This is a genomic window from Nonomuraea sp. NPDC050451, assembly GCF_044458585.1.
This window is the reverse complement of sequence record NZ_JBITHZ010000007.1, coordinates 107,892-128,330: the sequence shown is the minus strand read 5'-3', so window position 1 is coordinate 128,330 and position 20,439 is coordinate 107,892. Positions and strand designations below refer to the sequence as shown.

The window sequence follows — 20,439 nt, the reverse complement described above, 5'->3', positions numbered from 1 at the left end:
AAGTCCTGCTTAAGCCCAAGATCCCCGCACCCGGCGCACCCTGACGCGCGCCTTATCGCCGCAGGCCGCGACGGCCCCGCCGCGGGCGGAACAGGCCGGAAAAATCTAGCCGGCCATCGCCGCGATGCCCGACGTCAGCATGGCGATCACGGACTCGAACAGCTCGTCGGGCGGCTCCGCCGCGGCCTCCCCGGCCAGGCGCCGCAGGTGCGGCAGCTCCGCAGAGTCCGGCGACCCCGTCCAGCTCGCCGGGTCGGCGCCGGCGGGCGGATGGTCGTGCCAGGAGTCCCACACCTCCGCGAACCCGGCGACCTGGAGCACGGTGATCGTCCAGGCCCGGTACGCGTCCTGCGGCCCCAGCCCGATGTCCAGGAAGAAGCCCACGAGCGCGTCGTCGGCACGCAGATGGCCGGGCGCCACCAGGTAGGTGAGGTCCTCCGTGTGGGCGAGGGCCAGCATGCCGCGGTGCGAGCGGTACCAGCCCCGCAGCTCCCTGCAGTAGTCGCCCAGGCTCTCCCGCCAGCGCTCCGGGTCCAGGCGCGGCTGCGGCCGGTCGGCCTGGCAGACGGCCATGACCTCGCGCAGCAGGTCGTCCCGGTCGGCGACGTAGTTGTACAGGGCCCGAGGCGAGACCTCGAGCTCGGCGGCGACGTTGCGCATGGTCAGCTCCGCCGGACCGGACGCACCGAGGATCCGCAGGGCGGCCCGGGCGATGCGCTCCCTGGTCAGGGTGGGCCTGCCCTTCCGTGATTCGGGACGCCTGCGCCGTTCTCGCACGGGAACATGCTAGCCAGCTGCTTGAACTTCACACATCGTTGACTTTAAGCCAGACTTGGGTGAAGCTGATCAAGGAGGAGCGGCGTGGAATGGTCCCTGGTCGTCGGTTACGCGCTCGCCTACGGGCTGGCGATGAGCGTGCTCTTCACCGTCGGGGTGTTCGCCGGAGCGGCGTTGAGCAGGGATTTCCTGCTCAACGACTACCCGGAGGCCATCCAGGAGCGTTATGGCAGGCCCAAGAGCGAGCGGGGCCGGCGGGTGGCGTTGTGGTTCGGGGTGGTCTTCTGGGGAGGGTGCTGCCTGCCGATCATGGCGGTGGCGATCCTGCACCTGCGGTCGTCGCTGGGTTCGGATCTGGGGTTCGCGGCGGCGGCGGTGGCCGGGGCGGTCATGTTCGCCACGCTGTCGCTGTTCGACCTGGTGGTGATCGACTGGATCGTGCTCGTGGGGCTGCGGCCCGGGCTCCTGGTGCTGCCGGGTACCGAGGGCATGCCCGAGTACCGCGACCTGGGCTTCCATGCGGTCGCGGCACTCAAGGGCAGCCCGTTGATCGTGGTGGTGGGGCTGGCCGTCGGAGGCGTGGTCGCCCTGGCCGAGGCGCTCGCCTGAGCGATCAGCCCCAGACCTTCCTGGCGGTGTCCGCGACGAGCTCCAGTTTGCGGCGCTCGTCGTCCACCGTGAGCAGGTTGCCCCTGGCGGTGGAGGCGAAGCCGCACTGCGGGCTGATCGCGAGGTTCTCCAGCGGCACGTACTTGGCGGCCTCGTCGATGCGGCGGCGCAGCTCGTCCTGGGACTCCAGCTGCGGCGTCTTGGAGGAGACGAGCCCGAGCACGACCGTCGTGCCCTGGGGGATGAAGCGCAGCGGCTCGAACCCGCCGGCCCGGTCCGTGTCGTACTCGAGGAGGAACCGGTCCACCGGCACCTCCCCGAACAGCCGCTCGGCGACCGGCTCGTAGCCGCCCTTGGACATCCACGCGCTGCGGTTGTTGCCTCTGCAGATGTGCATGCCGACCGTGACCTGCGGGTTCATGCCCTTGGTCGCGCGTACCAGCTCGGCGTCCACCGAGATCGTCGAGTCGAGGATGGCCTCCGGGGCGGGCGCGTGGGGCCCGAGGAGGCGGTGGCGGAACTCCGGGTCGATGATGTGGTTGTAGCCCAGCGAGTCGAGCTGGATCCAGTTCACACCCCGGTCCAGCAGGCCCTTGATCTCGTTGATCCGCAGGGCGACGAGGTCGCGCATCATGTCGCCGGGCGTGGGGTAGGCGGCGTCGCTGAGGCCCGGCCGCCACAGCAGGTTGCCCATCGACGAGCTCATCATGGTGATCTTGAACTGGCCGGGAGCGTGCCGGGCGAGGAAGTCCGCCTCGACGGCGCTCAGGTCGGTCCGCTGGGTGAGCCTGCCGCTCACGGCCACCATCCGGAAGGAGGTCTCCTCGGGCGGTGGCGTCGTGCCGTCGTCGCGGAACCAGGCGGAGGTGGGCACCTCCACGGGCTCGACCCCGCCGAGCGACTCCAGCAGGCCGGCCATCCAGGTGGCCCGCCGTACCTCGCCGTCGGTGAAGACCTCGATCCCGGCCTCGCGCTGGACGTCGAGGGCGGCCAGCGCCGCTTCGTCCTCCAGCCGCGCCAGCTCCTCGGCGCTCAGCTCGCCGCGCTCGCGCGCCTCCCGGGCCCGCAGCAGCTCGGGCGGGCGCAGGAGGCTGCCGACGTGTTCGGCGTGGTGGTTCGCAGGCATACTTCCTCCTCGGTGTTCAGGGGCGCGGGACGTCCGATGGGGGTCCGCGCCGGCCGTGGGTTCGGTGTGCAACAGCCACTCTCCGCCCCCTGAGGGGGGCCGTCCAGGGTCTAGACTGGCCGGGACAACATCAACTCAAGCTTGTCAGCGCCTGGTAGGTCGGTGGAGCGCGCTGGCGTGCTCGCTCGGTCGCGAGCACGGCCAGTCACGCCTCCGGGCGAGATCGCGGCCGTGTACGGACCGAGCACCGTACCGAAAGGACCGCAATGTCCACCGACCAGTTCGGGCTCACCGACGGCGACTATGTTCCCGATCCCGATCGCGACACCGCCCTCCTCCTCGACGGCTTCTACGACCATCTCGCCCGCGAGCACGGCGATCTCGTGGCCGCCATGCGGGCGCGTCACGAGGAGCTCGAGGCGGCGAACCGGCACCTGATCGTTGACGAGCCCGCCCGCCACAACCTGCGCATGACCCTGGCCCTCGTGGCCGCGTACGAGCTGCTCCTGCCCAGGCTGGGACGGCCGGCGACGATCGACGCGGTGCGCGTGGCGTTCGTCGAGCCGCTCGGCGAGGCCACCAGGCAGGGCACCCTGGCCATGCTGGACGCCGCTCCCGATCCCTTCCTGGCCATGGTGGCGGTGTCCAAGTCGCGCGAGGAGCACGCGTTCGGCAAGGGGTTCGTCTTCGACCGGCCGGCCGACGACGACCGGCGCTACCACGTCGACGTCCGCCGGTGCTTCTACCACGACGTGCTGACCGCCAACGGGGCTCCCGAGCTGACCCCGGTCATGTGCGCGTTCGACGCCAACTGGATCGAGGCCATCGAGCCTGACAGGCACGGCTTCGGATTCGAGCGCCGCACCACCATCGGCCTGGGCGGCAGCCACTGCCCGTTCCACTTCACCCGCAACCAGGACTGACCCGGTAGGCGGGCCCGCGTTCGATCGCGGGTCCGCCCCAGGTTGCGCACGCCTCTCCCTTGTGCGTACAGTGTTCGCACAACGAGGACGACGTACTCGCGGCCTGGGAGGGTCTGATGCAAGCACGTGATTCGCGCCGCTGGCTGATCCTGGTGGTGCTGTGTCTCAGCACGCTCGTGTTGGTGATCGACAACATGGTGCTCTCGGTGGCGATCCCGCCGCTGACCGCCGACCTGGGCGCGAGCGCGCAGGACATCCAGTGGATCCTGGACTCGTACATCTTGGTCTTCGCCGGGTTGCTGCTGACGGCGGGCAGCCTGTCCGACCGGTTCGGCAGGCGCAGGGTCATGGTCATCGGGCTGGCCCTGTTCGGGGTGGCCTCGCTGGCGGCCGCCTACGCCGCCGATCCGGTGACGCTGATCGCCGCCCGCACGGTGATGGGCATCGGCGGCGCTCTCATCATGCCAAGCACCCTGTCGATCCTGATCACCGTGTTCGACGAGCAGGAGAGGCGCAAGGCGATGGCCGCCTGGAGCGCGGTCGCCATGGTCGGCCTGGTCGGCGGGCCGGTGCTGGGCGGCGCGCTGATCGCCTGGTTCTGGTGGGGCGCCGTCTTCCTGATCAACGTGCCGATCGCGGCGCTGGCCATCGTCGCCTCGCTGGTGCTCATGCCCGAGTCCAGGGGGCCGCAGACCAGGCCCGACCCGATCGGCGCCGTGCTTTCCGTGGCCGGCATGTCGGCCCTGGTCTGGACGATCATCGAGCTGCCGCACGGCCTGTCGGTGCCGGCGCTGGCCGTGGCGGTCATCTCGCTGGCCGGGTTCGTGGTCTGGGAGCTGCGTACGCCGCACCCCATGGTCCCGCTCCGTCTGTTCCGCAACCGCACCTTCAGCGGCGGCAGCTTCTCCCTCACCCTGGTCCAGATCGGCAACGGCGGCCTGCTGCTGGTGCTCACCCAGTACCTCCAGTACGTCCTCGGCTACACGCCCACCGAGTCGGGCCTGGCCTTCATCCCGATGGCCGTCGCCTCGCTGGCCTGCAACACCCTGGGCGCGACCCTCGGCACGCGGATCGGCAACCGCCGGCTGATCGTCACCGGGTTCGCCGTGAGCGCCGCCGGATTCGCCCTGCTGAGCACCCTCGACGCGACGAGCGGCCTGGCCACCGCGGCCGTGGCCCTGCTCCTCATGGGCGCCGGCGGCGGCCTGGCCATGCCCGCCGCGGTCTCCGCCCTCATGGGCACGATCCCGGCCGAGCACGCCGGCGTCGGCTCGGCGCTGAACGACACCATCCAGCAGGCCGGCGCCGCCCTCGGCATCGCCGTCCTCGGCAGCGTGCTCGCCAGTTCCTACACCGCGGCCATGCCCGCGACGGCGCCGGCGGCGGCCCGCCTCTCGATCGGGAGCGCGCTCGGCCTCGGCGACGCCGGGATCGCGCAGGCCGCCCGCGACGCCTTCACCACGGCCATGTCGTCCGCCTTCCTCATCAGCGCCGCCGGCGTGGTGGCGGCCGCCGTACTGGCCCTGCTGGTGATGCCCAAGAAGACCGTCCTGAGCAACTGACCTGCCACTCGAAGGAGAGAGATCATGAACCTGAACTGGAACGCCACGGGCGACTGGGGCACGCTGGACTCGACCGGCCGCGGCTTCTACGTCGAGCACTGGCAGCGGCGGCTCGACGAGCTGTGCGCCGCCCACCACGTGCCCGGCGCGACCCTGGCCGTGCTGACCGGCGGGAACGTCCACGAGCTGGCCACCGGCGTGCTGAACCGTGCCACCGGCGTGCCGATGACCCCCGACTCGGTGTTCCTGTCCGGCTCGATCGCCAAGGTCTACACCGCGACGCTGGTCATGCGGCTCGTCGGCGAGGGCCGGCTGGACCTGGACGCCCGGGTGGTGGACGTGCTGCCGGAGTTCGCCACTCCCGACGAGGAGGCCACCAAGGTGATCACCGTGCGGCAGCTGCTCAGCCACACCGGCGGGGTCACCAACGACTTCAACTACGACTCGGGCCGGGGCGACGACTGCCTGGCCAGGTACGTCGAGGCGGCCCGAGAAGTGGCCCTGGACTGCCGGCCCGGCATGGCCGTCTCCTACGGCGGCCTCGGCTACGTCGTGCTCGGCCGCCTCGTCGAGGTGCTGACCGGCACGACCTGGGACCAGGCGCTGCGGGACCTGGTGTTCACGCCGCTCGGGCTCGAACGCTCCATGACGCTGCCGGAGGAGGCGCTGCGGTTCCGCGCGGCGATGAGCCACCTGGGGGAGCCGGGCCAGGACCCCGACCCGGCGCCCGTCTGGGACATGATGCCGCGCTCGGCAGGGCCGGCCGGCCGGATCATCACCTCGTCCGGCGACCTCGTCCGCTTCGCTCAGATGCACCTGGCCGGCGGCCTGGCCCCCGACGGCACGCGCGTGATGCCCGCCGACGCGGTGGCGGCCATGCAGCGGCGCGAGGTGGACGTCCCGGACAAGTGGACCGTCAGCGCCGACGGCTGGGGCCTGGGCTGGACCCTTTACGACTGGGATGGGGTCTTCGGCTACGGCCACGACGGCGCCGCCATCGGCCAGTACGCCTACCTGCGCGTCGTCCCGCAGGCCGGCATGGCCGTCGCGCTCATGACCAACGGGGGTGGGGCCCGGTCGGTGTACGCCGCCCTGTTCCGCGAGCTGCTGGCCGAGCTGGCCGGGGTCCGCATGCCGGACGCGTTCGGCCCGCCGGCGCAGCCGCCGGTGGTGGACATGACGCCGTTCGTGGGCACGTACAAGCGGGAGGGCGTCGTCATCACGATCAGCCCGAACCGGATCAGGTACGAGTTCGTCGACGGCATGAAGGACCTGTCCCCGCCGCTGGAGGCCGATCTGACCCCGGTCTCTGAGACGGTGTTCGCGGCCTCGGGCATCGGCGCGTCGTTCAGCGAGGACTACATGCCCGTCGTCTTCTCGACCCTGCCCGACGGGACTCTGGTGTGCTATGTCGGGATGCGTGCCACACCGAAGGTGTCCGGCTGAGGCCTGCCCGGCCTCGCCGACGAGAGAGGGGAACGGCGATGCGGAAGCTCATGGTGACCACGTTCGTCACGCTGGACGGCGTCATGCAGGGGCCGGGCGGGCCCGACGAGGACCGCGACGGGGGCTTCTCGCACGGCGGCTGGACGGTGCCCCACTTCGACGAGCAGCTCATGCGGGTGATGACCGAGCTCGTCGCCCGGGGGGACGCGCTGCTGCTCGGGCGCAGGACGTACGAGATCTTCGCCGCCTCCTGGCCCCTCGCCCCGGCCGACGACCCGATCGGGGCGAAGCTCAACAGCATGCCCAAGTACGTCGCGTCGCGCACGCTGGACGGCGTGACCTGGCAGAACTCGACCCTGCTCGCTGGTGACGTCGCCAAGGCGGTCGCCGAGCTCAAGCAGGGGGAGAGTGGGGAGATCCAGGTGCACGGGAGCGGGGACCTCGTGCAGACGCTGATCGAGCACGGTCTGGTGGACGAGTTCCACCTGCTGGTCTTCCCGGTGCTCCTCGGCTCCGGCAAACGCCTCTTCGCCCAGGGCACCGTCCCCGCCGGTCTCCGGCTCGCGGACAGCACGACGTCGAGCAGCGGCGTCATCGTGGCGACGTACGAACGGGCGGGCGCCGTGGGGTACGGCGCAATGGGCCCGGAAACCGGCAACTGGTAACCGCGGGGGATGGCCAACACCCGCCACACCCGCCCGCACCGACGCCGGTCGCGCCTACCCCGACGCCAGCCGCGCCCGCCCGGCGGTAGCCGCGCCTGACCGACCGACTGCAGGTGGGCCCGGCCAAGGCAGCCGCACCCCGGTTACACCGCTGCCGTCGGGCCGCCTGCCCTTGGGCCCCTTGCCGCTGGGGCCCTGGGCGTCGAGGTGTGGATGGTCGGGCGGGGTCGGGGACGTCGTGGAGGGTGGCGGGTCAGACGCGGAGGAGTGACGGCCAGGTCTTGGGGCCGACGACGCCGTCCGCGCCGATGCCCTCCGCCTGCTGGAAGCCGCGGACGAGCTCGACGAGCCCCGCGTCGCAGCGGGTGGACTTGAGCCAGTCCTCCAGCCCGACCTGCGCGTAGGCCGACACGGGAACCCGGCCCCGGGCGAACAGGCAGCCTCTGACAGTCTTGACGTCAAAGTTGTCGTCGCCCGGCCGGATCATAGGCAGTTGCTTCACGATCTCCTCCGTCCAGGATGATGGCTGAGGCGCGGGGGCGCCTTGGATGAGGGCGGCGACGGCCGCCCGGAAGTCGTTCATGTCGATGGAGTGGGGGTCCGGCTTGGAGGTGTTGACCTCCCGATGCGCCTTCACCCGCGAGGCGGACAGCCCGAACTCGCGGCACAACTCCGCGCACAACCGGATGTAGGCGTCCTTCTGGACGTCTGGCCAGGGCTGGGTGCCGTCGTTCTCGGCCTCGATGCCGAGGGAGGCGGAGTTGGTGTGCATCGTCGATGTCGAGGGGGCGTTGTGCCAGCAGCGTCCGGCGGCGATGACGTAGATGTGGCCGGATCTGCCGAGCCCGAACTGGGACAGCGGCCCGTCGAGGCCGGGGCGGCCGTCGCGGACCACCGCGAGCGACGGGTAGTCGCCGCCACCGGCAGGGCCCGCGGTGTGGTGACAAACGATGCCCTGCACCTGGGGCTGCGGGCCGTGGCCGCGGGTCTGCCACCCGGCCACTTCGGTCACTGGGAATCCTGTGCGGCGGGCGACGTCGGCCAGCTGTGTCAGGTACGGCATGGGACCTCCCTCAAGCTTTTCGATGAGTCTCGCAACCGCCGATTAACGAAAAGTAGCCATGTGATTGCGACATGTGATCACTGCAGGGTAAGCGGTAACTGCCTCGCTGATCGGCGCTCACGGCCGGATGGGGGGAGGCGACACGGCACCGTCGCGCGGGCGATGGGCTGGGAGACGTCGTCGCTGGTCAGACGTCCTGTGACGATCCATCGCCGGGTGCTGCGGGCGGTGACGGGGTGGATGACTACGACTTTCCTGGTGATGCATGGGCGGATGCTGACGGATCATTAGCATGCCCTACTTGCCCACGATCGGGGGAATCGAACGGGGAGATGCGGGGCGGCCGCTCAGCCCGAGGCGGCCCGCCAGGGCGCCGGTACGGTGCCCGCGTAGGCGACCTCCCGGCCCCCCGCGAACGCGGCCAGCTCGGTCACCGCCTCCCCGACGGCCCGGACGGAGACCTCGTCGCCGGGGAAGTCGGGCTCCGGGAACAGGCCCTCGATCTCCAGCACCTGCTTGCGCCGGTCGAGGCGGGGCACGAGGCGGCCGATGAGCCGCTCGCCGTGCAGGATCGGCATGATGTAGTAGCCGTAGCGCCGCTTGTGCTTGGGCACGTACATCTCCGTACGGAACTCGAAGCCCCACAGCCGCTCGGTGCGCGCCCGATCGCAGATGAGGTTGTCGAACGGCGACAGCAGCGTGGTGCGCGGCTGCCACTCGCGCTCCAGCAGCTCAAGGACGTCGCGGTGCACGTGCCAGCGCTCCGTGCCGCCCTCGACCTCGGCGGGCACCACGCGGCCGGAACCCTGGAGCTCGTCCAGGATCTCGGGCAGCTCGGGATAGCGGTCGCGGATGAAGTGGCGCTCGATGTCGGCCACGCGGGCCACGCCGAGCGCGCGCAACGCGTGCTCGGCCGCCAGCGACACCGCCTCCCGCCGGGACAGCGGCGGCGTGTCGGCCCATGCGGGCAGCCAGCGCTCGGCCAGGTCCCAGTGGCGCGTGCGGCCCGCCCGGGCCGCGACCATGACGTGGCCCTGGCACCACAGGAAGTCGAGCATGCGCTCGACGCTGCGGCCGTTGGTCCACCCGCTCGACTGCCAGGGCACGCTCGTGAGGTCGTCGAACGCCCCCGGCGGGAGCGGCCCGGCGGTGCGTAAGCGGTCGAGGACGTGCTGCCGCAGCCCGTCGTTGGCCTCCATCCAGCCGCGGACCCGCTGCGCGTAGGGGGACTCGCCCTTCGCGTAGCCGCGCATCATGACGTGGTGGATCGGATAGTCCTCCGCCAGCACGATCGACGCGGCGTGCGCCCAGTATTCGAAGAGCCACCGCTCCTGCCACAGCAGCGTGTCGAGGTCGGCGCGGTCGTAGCCGCCGAGCCTGCTCCAGAGCACCAGGAAGTGGCTGCGGGCCACCGCGTCGATCGGGTCGAGCTGCAGGCACCGCAGCGTGCGCAGCACCTGCCGCAGCCCTTCGAGACCGCCGCCGGGGCGCGGGCCGGCCAGGTGCTGGCACGTCACTGCCAGGCGTCGCGCGCTCTCCAGGCTGAGGGCCAGCGGGTTCGGCATGGCAGGCAGCTTACTCGAAAACACGTTCGCACGAGACGCGATCAGATCATCTTCGACAGTGTCTCGGTGCCCAAGGCGACCAGCGTCACGGCCACCGAGACCGCGCCCACGACGAGGAACGGGACGGCTCTGGAATCGGCGCTTTTCCACATCGCATATTCCTGCACGAATCTGGAGCAGACCGCGACGCATCCGAGGGCGCCCGTCACGATCACACCGGTGATGCTCGTCCCCCCGACCATGTCGGCGACCAGGAAGAAGTAGATCAGCTCGAAGACGACCAGCGTGATCGCCGTGACCGGTCCCCACTCCCGCCACACCGAGCGGCGCTGCGCGACGTCCGCCCTGGCCTGGTGCGCCATCCGCCGCCGCTGCCGTTGGGCCAGGTGCCGGCGCTTCTCAGGGGGCACCGACACGAACCTGCCCGCCTGCCGGCGGGCGCGCCTTCTCAGTCGCCGCTCACTCGTGCCCATGTCCGCCTTTCCCCCGGGGCCCGTGCTGACGAGAAAACGAATCAGGCGAACGCGGGGTTCCGTCGCCCGGCCGGGTCAGAGCCGGCGCAGGCCGCGGATCAGCGCGTCGAGCGCGGCAGGGTAGGTGTGGGCCGGTGGCGTGGCGTACCCGACGACCAGCGACGGCGGGTGCCGGTCGCGGTCGCCGCGCATGTACTCGCCCAGTGGATGCACGTCGACCGAGGCCGCCCGCGCCGCCTCCACGATGGCCCGCTCCGACGGCGCGGAGGGCAGTTCGAGCAGGGCGTGCAGACCGGCGTCGATGCCGCGTACCCGGACGTCCGGCAGGCCGGATCGCACGGCCGCGACCAGCGTGTCCCGGCGCCGCTGGTAGCCGCGGCGCATCGTGCGCAGGTGCCGGTCGTAGTCGCCCAGCTCGATCATGCGCGCGAGGGCCAGTTGCTCCAGGGGACGGGTCTCGCGCGCCCGGCGCTTGGCCTCCGTGAGCGGCTCCAGCAGCAGGGGCGGGCAGGCGATCCAGCCCAGCCGGACGGCCGGGCCGATGGTCTTGCTGGTCGAGCCCGCGTACACGATCCTGGACGGCCGGCGGGACTGGAGCGCGGCGATCGGATGCCGGTCGTAGCGGAACTCGCCGTCGTAGTCGTCCTCGATGATCCAGCCGAGGCTGTCGTCCGCCCATTCCAGCAGCTCGGAGCGGCGCTCCGGCGCCATGCTCACGCCCAGCGGGAACTGGTGCGCCGGCGTGCAGACGGCCACCTCGGCGCCCGAGTCGCGCAACGCGTCCACGCGCATGCCCGACGCGTCCACAGGGATGGGGGCGACGTGGAGCCGGCCGGCCAGGAGGCGGACGTGGTCGCCGATGGCCGGGTCCTCCATGCCCGCCGTACGCACGCCCAGCTCGGTGAAGACCTCCGCCAGCAGGCCGAGGGCCTGCGTGTACCCGGAGCAGACGACCAGGTTGGCGGGGTCGACCCGGACGCCGCGGGTCCGGCCCAGATACGACGCCAGCGCCGTACGCAGCTCGACGCGCCCCCGCGGGTCGCCGAACCCGAACACCTCCGTCGGCGCCTCCCGCAGGACGTGCCGCATCGCACGGGCCCACGCCTCGCGGGGGAACGCGTACGCGTCGGGCCGCCCGGGCCGCAGGTCGTGACGCGGTGAGCGGGCCTGCGTCGGTACGTTCGGCGACTGGGCGCCGGAGTGGGCCTCCGCCGTTCCGTCCGGCCCCCGGGCGCCGGAACGAGCCGGGGCCTCCGCGGTGCCCGCCGCCACGCGGGTGCCCGAGCCCTGCCGCGCCGTCAGCCAGCCCTCGGCCACCAGCTGCTCGTACGCCTGCGTCACCGTCCCCCGCGACAACCCCAGCTGGGAGGCGAGATCGCGGCTCGACGGCAGGCGCGTACCGGCCACGAGCCGCCCGCCGCGGATCGCGGACCGCAGCGCCTCCTCCAGCGCCCTGCCACGAGAACCCCGGCCGGGCAGCTCCAGCAGGAGCTCGGGCCCGAGCGCGTCGGTCATGCGAATGGTCCAATTTTCCGGCCGATGACTGGACCATAATACTGAGACAGTTGTCTCCTAGCCTGGCCGTGTGAGCGTCGATCCGCCCGACCGCCCACGCCGCCTATCGCAAGGAAACCTCCGCATGCACGTCTTCGTCGCCGGTGCCACGGGCGCCATCGGCCGTTACCTCGTCCCCCGGCTGATCGAGGCCGGTCACCGCGTCACGGGCACCTCCCGTACCGACTCCGGCCTCGACCGGCTGCGTGCCCAGGGCGCCGCCGCCATACGGCTGGACGTCTTCGACGCCGAGGCGGCCGCCCGCGCGGTGGCCGAGGCCGCGCCCGACGCGATCGTCCACCAGCTGACCGCGCTGAACGGCGGCACCTCCGCGGACAACGGCCGCATCCGCAGGGTCGGCACCCGCAACCTGGTCGACGCCGCCAAGCGGGCCGGCGTGCGGCGCATCGTGGCCCAGTCCATCGCCTGGGCGTACGAGGCGGGCGACGCCCCGGCCACTGAGGACACGCCGCTGGACGTGACCGCGCCCGCGCCGCGCTCAGGCGTGGTCGGCGGCGTCCAGGCGCTCGAAGAGGCCGTCGCGGAGCTGGACGAGCACGTCGTGCTGCGCTACGGCCTCTTCTACGGGCCCGGCACGTGGTACCGGCCCGGCGGCCTCGTGGCGGACGTGCTGCGCAACGGCGGCCCCACCGACGACCCGGCCTCGGTCTTCCTCAGCGGCCTGGCCGCCGATGACGCGGTCAGCTCGTTCGTGCACGTCGAGGACGCGGCCGAGGCCACCGTCGCCGCGATGATCTGGCCGAGCCGGACCGTCAACATCGTGGACGACGAGCCTGCCCCCGCCCGCCAGTGGCTGCCCGCGCTGGCCGCCGCCGTCGGGGCTCCCGCCCCCGCTCCCACCGGCGGGCGGGCCGGCTGGCAGCGCGGCGCCGACAACGGCCTCGCCCGCTCGCTCGGCTGGAGGCCGCGGCACGCCACCTGGCGCACCGGGTTCGGAAGCTAGCTGCCTCGTTGTCCGGATGTGGCCGGACTCGCCCCCGGGCTCGCGCGCGACCGCCTCGTCCTTGAGCCCGGCCGCGAGCAGCGTGAACAGCTCCGGGTCGGGCAGCTCGGCCGGGCCGGAGGGGAGCGCCCGGCGGAACCGGGTCACCGTCAACCACAACCCCTACGACCGGGCGGGGCACCGCGCCGCCTTGTCCCGGTTGCTGCTGAAGCGATTGGTTAAGGAGTGCTTGTCTGTTCTTGAAGATACCCCTGGTGCTACGGTGTGTGCCGTTCCCGATCGCATGCGTGAAAAGGGCACACCACCCCCCGCTCTGAGGACTTCCAGAACATGCAAGCAGACGTACCTCAACGGACGACACAGCGAAGGCTGTCCCCGAAGGAGCTGGCGGTCACGGCCTCCCTGGGCACGTTGATCGTCACGGCCGGCCTGTGGCTGTGGGCGCTCCTGGCCGCCCCCGCCGGAGCCATGGGGCTGATGGCGGCCGTGGGCGGAGGCTCGGTCCTGCTGCTGGCCGGCGCCGTCGGCGCGGCCGTGCACCACGCCGCCACCGCCCGCCAGCTGCGCGAGCAGGCCAGGTGGGCGGAGGCGCGCTACCTGTGGCTGCGCCGCGAGAACGCGCGGGTGGCCGAGGAGGCGCTGCCCGCGCTCGGACGCCAGGTACGCGAGGGCGTGCCACTCGCCGACGCGCTCGCCAGCGTGTCGCGGATGGTGGAGACCTCGGTGCAGCCGCTCGTCCAGGCGATCGGCAACGAGCTGGACCTGCTCCAGCGCGACCGCGCCGCCGCCCAGAAGGCACGCGCGGTGGCGGAGACCAACGCCCGCGCGGCCCGCCAGGCGATCGAGGACGAGATCTCGCGGCTGTCCGCCGAGAAGCTGCCGGAGCTCGTACGGCGGATCCGGACGGACCGGATGTCGGTCCGCGCGGCGCTGGCCGAAGTGGGCCAGCCCGCGTACGGCCCGCTGCGTGACCTGCTCGGCGAGACGGCGGAGCAGCTCGGCGAGAGCGAGCGCGGGGGCGCCGCGGTGATGGCCGCCTGCGCCGGCGCCGCGGCCCGGGTGCAGGCCCAGGCGACCAGCCTGCTCGCCCAGCTGCGCGGCCTGGAGGAGCAGTACGGCGAGCACGAGGAGATCCTCAGCGACCTGCTCGACCTCGACCACCGGGTCTCCCAGCTGAGCCGCCTGGCCGACAACATCGCCCTGCTGAGCGGCGGCCGGTCCGGGCGGCGGTGGACGCGGCCGATCGTCATGGAGAGCATCCTGCGCGGCGCCATGGGCCGCATCGGCGCCTACCGCCGCATCCGGCTCCACTCCACCAGCACCGTCGCCGTGGCGGGATACGCCGCCGAGGGCGTGATGCACGCGCTGGCCGAGCTGATGGACAACGCCGCCACGTTCTCGGCGCACGGCACGGAGGTGCACGTGTACGCGGACGAGGAGGACGCCGGCGTGGTGATCACGATCGACGACAGCGGCCTCGGCATGCGGCCGCGCGAGCGGCACCACGCGACCAAGCTCGTGTCCGAGCCGCTCGACCTGCGCACGCTCTCCGGCACCAGGCTGGGCCTCGCGGTCGTGGGGCGCCTGGTCGACAAGTACGGCCTCACGGTGAGCTTCCGGCCGTCGGCCCGCGGCGGCACCGGGGTCGTGGTGCTGATCCCGCGCGTACTGATCACGCAGCCCAGGACGGCGGCCGCCGAGCCGCCGGCCGTGCCCGCGCAGGCCGCGCCGCCGACGGAGTCCGAGCCCGCGCAGGAGCATCCGACCGGTGAGGAGCTGCTGCCCAGGCGGCAACGCGGGCAGACGCTGGCCGAGGCGATGAAGGCGCGGCAGGCGCCGGCGGCCCGGCCGGCGGCGCGCGAGGGGCGTGACTCGGCGGCCAGGTTCGCCGCGTTCCGCCAGGCGGGCGGCCGAAATCGGACGTCTCCTCCGGCCATTTCTCCAGCCGCGGACGATGCGTGAGCACGCGCCGCCGGTCACCGGAACTTATCGGATCACAGTAAGGAGGCAGGGGCGGCCCCTCCGGCGCCCGCGCCGGACGCCCGCCCCGTCGTTTCGATGAGCACTATCGACGCTGCAGGCACCACCGATCGCGAGCTCGACTGGCTGCTTGAGAACCTCAAGGAGAAGACCCCCGGGGTCAGGTACGTCCTCGTCCTGACCAGGGACGGTCTCAAGATGTGCGTCACCGCCGGCCTGGAGCGGGACCGCGCGGACCAGCTCGCGGCCCTGGCCGCGGGCATCCAGAGCCTGTCGCTGAGCGCCTCCGCCGAGTTCGGCGACGGCATCGGCGCGGGGCAGGCGATGGTGGAGTTCGCCGGCGGGCTGCTGCTCATCGTGCCGGCCGGCGAGGGCGCCCACCTCGCCGTGGTGGCCGACGAGGACGGCGACGTGGGCCTGATCGCGCACAACATGAACGAGATGGTCGAGCAGATCGGGGTCTTCCTCTCCGCGGCGCCGCGGCGAGCGCAGCCAAGCGGCGATCGCCCATGACGCCGCGCCCGATCGACCGGGAGAACCCGGACCGGCTCTACACGGTCACCGGCGGCCGCACCCGCGCCCACGAGAACGCGTTCGACTCGGTCTCCCTGATCGTCAGCGAGTGCGAGCCGGCCCCCGGCATGCAGTCGGAGCACGTCAGGATCCTCCAGCTGACCCGGCAGCCGACGGCGGTGGTGGAGATCTCCGCCGAGCTGCGGCTGCCGGTGAGCGTGGTGAAGATCCTGCTGCGCGACCTGCTGGACACCGGCCGCATCACCGTCCGCCATCCGTCGGCCGCTCTCCAGTCCGGGCGGCCGGATCCCGAAACTCTGAGGCAGGTGCTCAGTGCCCTCCACGACCTCTGACGACGTACGTACACCGCTCCACGAGACCGCCCTGGACGCACTGAAGATCGTGGTCGTCGGCGGCTTCGGCGTGGGCAAGACGACCATGGTCGGCTCGGTGAGCGAGATCCGCCCGCTGAGCACCGAGGAGGTCATGACCCAGGCCAGCGTGGGCATCGACGACGCCAGCCGGGTGCGGGAGAAGACCACCACCACGGTGGCCTTCGACTTCGGCCGGATCACGGTGACGCCGGACAAGGTCCTCTACCTGTTCGGGGCGCCCGGGCAGGAGCGCTTCTGGTTCGTGTGGGATCAGCTCTTCGCGGGCAGCCTGGGCGCGGTCGTCCTGGTGGACACCAGGCGCGTGGAGGACTCGTGGTACTCCATCGACCGGCTGGAGCACCACCGGATGCCGTTCGTCGTGGCCGTCAACCGCTTCGCCGACGGGCCCTCGCTGGACGCCGTGCGCGACGCGCTCGCGCTGTCGCCCGACGTGCCGCTCATCGAGTGCGACGCCCGGAAACGGTCCTCCTCCAAGCACGTGCTCATCACGCTCGTGGAGCACATCACCCGTATGAACGCCCTTTCGGCCCCGGAGAGCAAGTCGTGACCAACCCACTCCTGGAGGGCTACCACGGCCACGCCGACGCCGTGCGGATGTACGGGCCCGAGGTCTTCGCCGACCCGGCCGCGGTGTACGAGGAGATGCGCCGCAAGCACGGCCCGATCGTGCCGATCCTGCTCGACGACGACGTACCGGCCTGGCTCGTGGCCGGCTACCGCGAGCTGCACCACGTGACCAGCCAGCCGCAGCTCTTCGGCCGCGATCCCAGGCGCTGGAACCTGAAGGACCGGATCCACGACGACTGGCCGTCGCGGGCGTACCTGGAGTGGACGCCGTCCCTGATGTTCACCGAGGGCGCCGAGCGCAAGCGGCGCGGCGGCGCCATCGGCGACGCGCTGGACACCATCGACCGCACCGAGCTGACCGCGATCTGCGAGCAGGTCGCCGACCTCCTGATCGACGAGTTCGCCGGGAACGGCCGGGCCGACCTGATCGCCCAGTACGCCTACCGGATCCCGGCCCAGGTCATCGCCCGGCTCTATGGCCTGGCGGAGTCCGAGCTGCCGGAGCTGGTCGAGGACCTGGGCTTCATGCTGGACGGGGGCGAGGAGTCCTTCGCCGGGTTCCTCCGCGTCCAGGACCGCATGGGCGGGCTGATGGCGGCCAAGCGCGACCGGCCGGGGCACGACCTCACTTCTTACCTGCTGGCGCACCCGGCCGGGCTGGCCGAACTGGAGATCATCCAGGACCTGCTGGTGCTGGTAGCGGCCTCCCACACGGCCACCGCCAACTGGATCGGTAACACGCTGCGGCTCATGCTGATCGACGACGACTTCTCGATGACGCTCCAGGGCGGCCGCAGCAGCGTCGGCGAGGCGTTGATCAGGGTGCTGTGGAAGGACCCGCCCGTGCAGAACATGCCCTCGCGCTTCGCCGTACGGGACTGTGACCTGGGCGGGAAGCGCGTGCGCAGGGGCGACCTGCTGCTGCTCGGGTTCGCGGCGGCCAACGCCGATCCGCAGGTGCAGCCGGCCGCGCACGCCCATTCGGGAGCCAACCGGGCGCACATGTCGTTCAGCCACGGCGAATACGGCTGCCCGTTCCCCGCGCCGGAGCTGGGGGAGATCATCGTCAAGACGGCCATCGAGGTGCTGCTGGACCGGCTGCCCGACGTCCATCTCCTCGGGGCGCCGGAGGGGCTGCGCTGGCGGGCGTCGGTGTGGATGCGCGGCCTCGAGGCCCTGCCCGTCGGGTTCAGCCCGACCGGCCCCGTCGGTCAGGGGCCGGTCGAGGACTGGAGGATCTGATCAGCGGACGGTCTTGCCCGTGGCGCTGAGGTCGCGGCGGAAGGACTCCGGCGCCTTCCACACCGCGAACATGGTGATCAGGGCGCCGAGCATGACGTACCCGGCGACCAGCGGCCAGCGGGTGCCGTCCGCGCCGGCCAGGGCGGTGGCGATGAACGGGGTCAGGCCGCCCGCGAAGATGGAGGCGATCTCGCGGCCGGCCGCGGCGCCGGTGTAGCGGCGCTCGGCGGGGAAGAGCTCGGCGAAGAACGCGGGCTGGATGGCGTTGATGGCGTTGTGCCCGAGGTTCAGGACCAGCACGTAGCCGAGCACGATCAGCACCATCGACCCGCTGTGCAGCATCGCGAAGAACGGGAAGGCCATCACGAACACCACGACCGCGCCGAAGAAGTAGACCGGACGCCGCCCGATCCTGTCGGAGATGGCGGAGAAGACGCCGTGGCTGATGAAGGAGAGCACGGCGGCGATGAGGATCGCGTTGTTCAGCTGGGTCTTCTCCAGGCCGAGCGCGCTGCTGCCGTAGGACAGCGCGAACACCGTGAGCAGGAAGTACGGCAGCGCCTCGGCGAAGCGCAGGCCGATGATCAGCAGCAGGTTGCGCCAGTCGTCCACGAAGATCGTACGGATCGGGCCGTGCTTGGGACGCTCGGCCTCCACCGCGCCCGCCTCGCCCTCCTTGTCACCGGCCACGGCCTCGGTGAAGACGGGGGTCTCGTGCAGGCTGCGCCGCATCCAGAACGTCACGATGAGGACGACGGCCGACAGCAGGAACGGGATCCGCCATCCCCAGCTCAGCAGCTGATCGTCGGGGAGCGTGTAGATGTAGGCGAAGACCCCGGTGATGAGGATCTGCGCGGAGAAACCGCCGGTGTTGGGCCAGGCACTGAAGAAGCCGCGGCGGTTGGGTGGCGCTGACTCCAACACGATGATCATGCCGACGGCGAACGTGCCGAAGGCGGACAGCGTGGCCACGAAGCCGCTGGCGTCGGGGAAGAAGACTTTGGGGAAGACGACGGCGGCCGCTGTCCCGTAGACGAGGAAGTCGTAGTACTCCAGCGTGTTGCCGAGGAAGCTGGATGCCGTGACCTTCCATGTGTAGCGAAGATCGGGTTTCGGAAGGGTCGCGACCATGGCGCCTCCCTTTCTGCTGGCGGCTTCGATGTTTCCGCAGTGGTTCAGTTGTCGCACACTATTACTTGGAAGACGGTTAACCGTCAACGGTCATCGGTTAACGTTGACCGTATGGAGCTGTGCGGGATAGTCTCCGTTCGGCGAAGAACCTTCGGGCGGGAAGACGAGAGGAGAGCTGGTGACGATCACCAATCCGCTGCGCAATCCACCGCTCGGAGACCAGCTGCTCATCCAGCTCCGCTCGCTCATCGTGCGTGGCGAGCTGATCGTGGGGACGCACCTGGTCGAAGGCCGGATCGCGGAGCAGTTCGGGGTGAGTCGCGGGCCGGTCCGCGACGCGCTTCGCCAGCTGGAGATCGAAGGGCTGGTCGAGACGCGCAAGCGGGGCGTCTTCGTCCGCGGGTTGTCCGACAAGGATCTCCAGGAGCTTTACTCGCTGCGCGGCGCTCTGGAGAGCCTGGCCATCAAGGAGACCATCGCCCGCCTCGACGCCGCCGACTGGGCCCCGATCGACGAGGCCGTCGAGCAGATGCAGGCCGCCGCGGACGACCGCGACGCCGCCAAGTTCGCCGCCGCGGACCTCGACTTCCACAGCGGCTTCTACGTGATCGGCGACAACCGGTGGCTCACCGCCACGTGGGCGCTGCACCGGCCGCTGTTCGCGGCGGTGCTGGAGATCACCAACACCGCCCGTGACCTGGTCCCCGTCGCGCAGGACCACGCCGATCTGCGGGACATCGTCCGCTCGGGCGACGTCGACGCCGCGCTCACCGCACTCGCCTCGCACCTCGACGGCTCCTGCAGCCGGATCCGCGCGACGCTGATCGAGCGGGAGCGCGCCCAGACCGCCCTCTAGCCTTCTCGTCCCACCGCCCGCACCGGACCGCCCCGGTCCGGGGCCGTCTTTCGCCTGCCACCCTCCACCAGCCGAGGCCCGCCGCGCCTCATCAACGGAAAACCACTGACGAACCGAGGCCTTGCCATGCCAGAAAACACCCGGCGCCGCGCCGAGATCCTCTCCGCCGTCCCGACCTTCTTCGACGAGGCGGGCGAGCTCGACCACGCCACCACCAAGGCGCACTTCACGGATCTCGCGAGTCGCGTCGACGGTGTCTTCGTGTGCGGCACCACCGGCGAGTTCCCGGCGCTGGACCGGGCCGAGCGCCGGGCGGTGACCGAGGCCGCGCTGGCCGTGTTCGGCCCCGACCGGGTCGTGGTCCACGTCGGCGCCGCGGCCACCCGGGCGGCGGTGGCGCTGACCCGCGACGCCGTCGCGATGGGGGCACGCAGGCTGGCCGCGCTGACCCCGTACTACCTGCCCGTCGACAACGGCGCCGTGCTGCGGCACTTCGCCGCGGTGACGCGGGCGGCCGGTCCGGCCGCCGTCTACGGCTACCTGTTCAGCGAGCGCTCCGGCGTGGTCGTCGAGCCCGCGGACTTCGCCGCGATGGCCGCCGAGACCGGGCTGGCCGGCGCCAAGCTGAGCGGTCTGGCCGCCGACCGGTTCGCCGAGTACCGCGCGGCGCTGCCCGCGTCGGCCGGGTTGTGGTCGGGCTCGGACACCAGGCTCGCCGAGGTCGTCCGCGGCGGCGGCAACGGGGTCGTCTCGGGTCTCTCGTCGGCGTTCCCGGACCCGTTCGCGCGGCTCGCCGACGCCGTGGCCGCCGGGGACGCCGATGGGGAACGTTCCAGCCAGGCTCAGGTGGACGAGGTGCTGGCCGCGCTCGGCGGCACCGTGGAGGGGATCAAGCTGGCGCTGAGCCGGCTGGGCCGCGGTACGGGCGCCCTTCGCATGCCGGCCCCGGAGATCGGCCCGGACCAGCGGCAGCGCATCGCGCGGCTGGTCGAGACCGCTCAGGCACGATGATCGCGGCGCGGGTGACC

20 protein-coding genes are annotated in these 20,439 nt (G+C 71.7%); 13 read left to right on the top strand and 7 right to left on the bottom strand.

The features are described from left to right. Positions 1-105: 105 nt before the first annotated feature. Positions 106-777, bottom strand: coding sequence for a TetR/AcrR family transcriptional regulator (locus tag ACIBI9_RS23605; RefSeq protein ID WP_397224314.1), 672 nt, complete (start codon positions 775-777; stop codon positions 106-108). Between the two features lie 84 nt (positions 778-861). Between ACIBI9_RS23605 and ACIBI9_RS23600 the strand changes: the two genes are divergently transcribed. Further along, positions 862-1,386 (top strand): hypothetical protein, encoded by a 525-nt coding sequence (locus ACIBI9_RS23600; protein ID WP_397224313.1) that lies wholly within the window; start codon positions 862-864, stop codon positions 1,384-1,386. Between the two features lie 4 nt (positions 1,387-1,390). Here ACIBI9_RS23600 and ACIBI9_RS23595 read toward each other — a convergent pair whose 3' ends face one another. Next, positions 1,391-2,512 (bottom strand): 5-methyltetrahydropteroyltriglutamate--homocysteine S-methyltransferase, encoded by a 1,122-nt coding sequence (locus ACIBI9_RS23595; protein ID WP_397224312.1) that lies wholly within the window; start codon positions 2,510-2,512, stop codon positions 1,391-1,393. 266 nt (positions 2,513-2,778) lie between these two features. On the opposite strand from ACIBI9_RS23595, the gene ACIBI9_RS23590 reads away from it, so the two are divergent. The 4 genes from ACIBI9_RS23590 to ACIBI9_RS23575 all read left to right on the top strand — a co-directional run bounded on the left by ACIBI9_RS23590 (position 2,779) and on the right by ACIBI9_RS23575 (position 7,108). Then, positions 2,779-3,435: an L-2-amino-thiazoline-4-carboxylic acid hydrolase gene (locus ACIBI9_RS23590; RefSeq protein WP_397224311.1), complete on the top strand. Its 657-nt coding sequence runs from the start codon at positions 2,779-2,781 to the stop codon at positions 3,433-3,435. A gap of 116 nt (positions 3,436-3,551) precedes the next feature. Then, a complete protein-coding gene (locus tag ACIBI9_RS23585) occupies positions 3,552-4,997 on the top strand; it encodes an MFS transporter (protein ID WP_397224310.1) in 1,446 nt (481 codons plus the stop codon). A gap of 24 nt (positions 4,998-5,021) precedes the next feature. Continuing rightward, a complete protein-coding gene (locus tag ACIBI9_RS23580) occupies positions 5,022-6,443 on the top strand; it encodes a serine hydrolase domain-containing protein (protein WP_397224309.1) in 1,422 nt (473 codons plus the stop codon). 38 nt (positions 6,444-6,481) lie between these two features. Then, on the top strand, positions 6,482-7,108 hold the full coding sequence (locus ACIBI9_RS23575; RefSeq protein WP_397224308.1) for a dihydrofolate reductase family protein: 627 nt from the start codon (positions 6,482-6,484) through the stop codon (positions 7,106-7,108). Positions 7,109-7,361: 253 nt separating this feature from the next. On the opposite strand, the gene ACIBI9_RS23570 is transcribed toward ACIBI9_RS23575, so the two are convergent. From ACIBI9_RS23570 to ACIBI9_RS23555, 4 genes are all read right to left on the bottom strand, one after another. Beyond that, the gene (locus ACIBI9_RS23570) at positions 7,362-8,171 is read right to left on the bottom strand and encodes an N-acetylmuramoyl-L-alanine amidase (RefSeq protein ID WP_397224307.1); all 810 of its coding nucleotides are present in this window, start codon (positions 8,169-8,171) and stop codon (positions 7,362-7,364) included. A gap of 347 nt (positions 8,172-8,518) precedes the next feature. Then, positions 8,519-9,736, bottom strand: a complete 1,218-nt coding sequence (locus ACIBI9_RS23565) for a winged helix-turn-helix domain-containing protein (RefSeq protein ID WP_397224306.1) — start codon at positions 9,734-9,736, stop codon at positions 8,519-8,521. Between the two features lie 41 nt (positions 9,737-9,777). Next, on the bottom strand, positions 9,778-10,209 hold the full coding sequence (locus tag ACIBI9_RS23560) for a hypothetical protein (RefSeq protein WP_397224305.1): 432 nt from the start codon (positions 10,207-10,209) through the stop codon (positions 9,778-9,780). Positions 10,210-10,284: 75 nt separating this feature from the next. Continuing rightward, positions 10,285-11,724, bottom strand: coding sequence for a PLP-dependent aminotransferase family protein (locus ACIBI9_RS23555; protein ID WP_397224304.1), 1,440 nt, complete (start codon positions 11,722-11,724; stop codon positions 10,285-10,287). A 124-nt stretch (positions 11,725-11,848) separates the two neighbouring features. Here ACIBI9_RS23555 and ACIBI9_RS23550 point away from each other — a divergent pair, with 124 nt between their 5' ends. The 6 genes from ACIBI9_RS23550 (at position 11,849) to ACIBI9_RS23525 (ending at position 17,424) form a co-directional block, all read left to right on the top strand. Beyond that, entirely contained in the window at positions 11,849-12,727 is an 879-nt protein-coding gene (locus ACIBI9_RS23550; RefSeq protein WP_397224303.1) for an NAD-dependent epimerase/dehydratase family protein, read from the top strand. Between the two features lie 330 nt (positions 12,728-13,057). Next, positions 13,058-14,689, top strand: a complete 1,632-nt coding sequence (locus ACIBI9_RS23545) for a sensor histidine kinase (protein WP_397224302.1) — start codon at positions 13,058-13,060, stop codon at positions 14,687-14,689. Positions 14,690-14,785: 96 nt separating this feature from the next. Next, positions 14,786-15,220, top strand: coding sequence for a roadblock/LC7 domain-containing protein (locus ACIBI9_RS23540; RefSeq protein ID WP_192788661.1), 435 nt, complete (start codon positions 14,786-14,788; stop codon positions 15,218-15,220). Next, complete coding sequence (locus tag ACIBI9_RS23535) at positions 15,217-15,573, top strand: DUF742 domain-containing protein (RefSeq protein ID WP_397224301.1); 357 nt, start codon at positions 15,217-15,219, stop codon at positions 15,571-15,573. The genes ACIBI9_RS23540 and ACIBI9_RS23535 overlap by 4 nt, the downstream gene beginning before the upstream one ends. After that, positions 15,554-16,162 carry a GTP-binding protein gene (locus ACIBI9_RS23530; RefSeq protein ID WP_397224300.1) on the top strand — a complete coding sequence of 203 codons (609 nt, stop codon included), beginning with the start codon at positions 15,554-15,556 and terminating at the stop codon, positions 16,160-16,162. Before ACIBI9_RS23535 ends, ACIBI9_RS23530 begins: the two co-directional genes overlap by 20 nt. Next, entirely contained in the window at positions 16,159-17,424 is a 1,266-nt protein-coding gene (locus ACIBI9_RS23525; RefSeq protein WP_397224299.1) for a cytochrome P450, read from the top strand. Before ACIBI9_RS23530 ends, ACIBI9_RS23525 begins: the two co-directional genes overlap by 4 nt. Here the strand turns inward: ACIBI9_RS23525 and ACIBI9_RS23520 are convergent, their stop codons facing one another. Then, complete coding sequence (locus ACIBI9_RS23520; protein WP_397224298.1) at positions 17,425-18,555, bottom strand: MFS transporter; 1,131 nt, start codon at positions 18,553-18,555, stop codon at positions 17,425-17,427. A gap of 178 nt (positions 18,556-18,733) precedes the next feature. Between ACIBI9_RS23520 and ACIBI9_RS23515 the strand changes: the two genes are divergently transcribed. Both ACIBI9_RS23515 and ACIBI9_RS23510 read left to right on the top strand, forming a co-directional pair. Then, positions 18,734-19,411 carry a GntR family transcriptional regulator gene (locus ACIBI9_RS23515; protein ID WP_397224297.1) on the top strand — a complete coding sequence of 226 codons (678 nt, stop codon included), beginning with the start codon at positions 18,734-18,736 and terminating at the stop codon, positions 19,409-19,411. 126 nt (positions 19,412-19,537) lie between these two features. Then, entirely contained in the window at positions 19,538-20,422 is an 885-nt protein-coding gene (locus tag ACIBI9_RS23510; protein WP_397224296.1) for a dihydrodipicolinate synthase family protein, read from the top strand. The last annotated feature ends 17 nt before the right edge of the window (positions 20,423-20,439 follow it).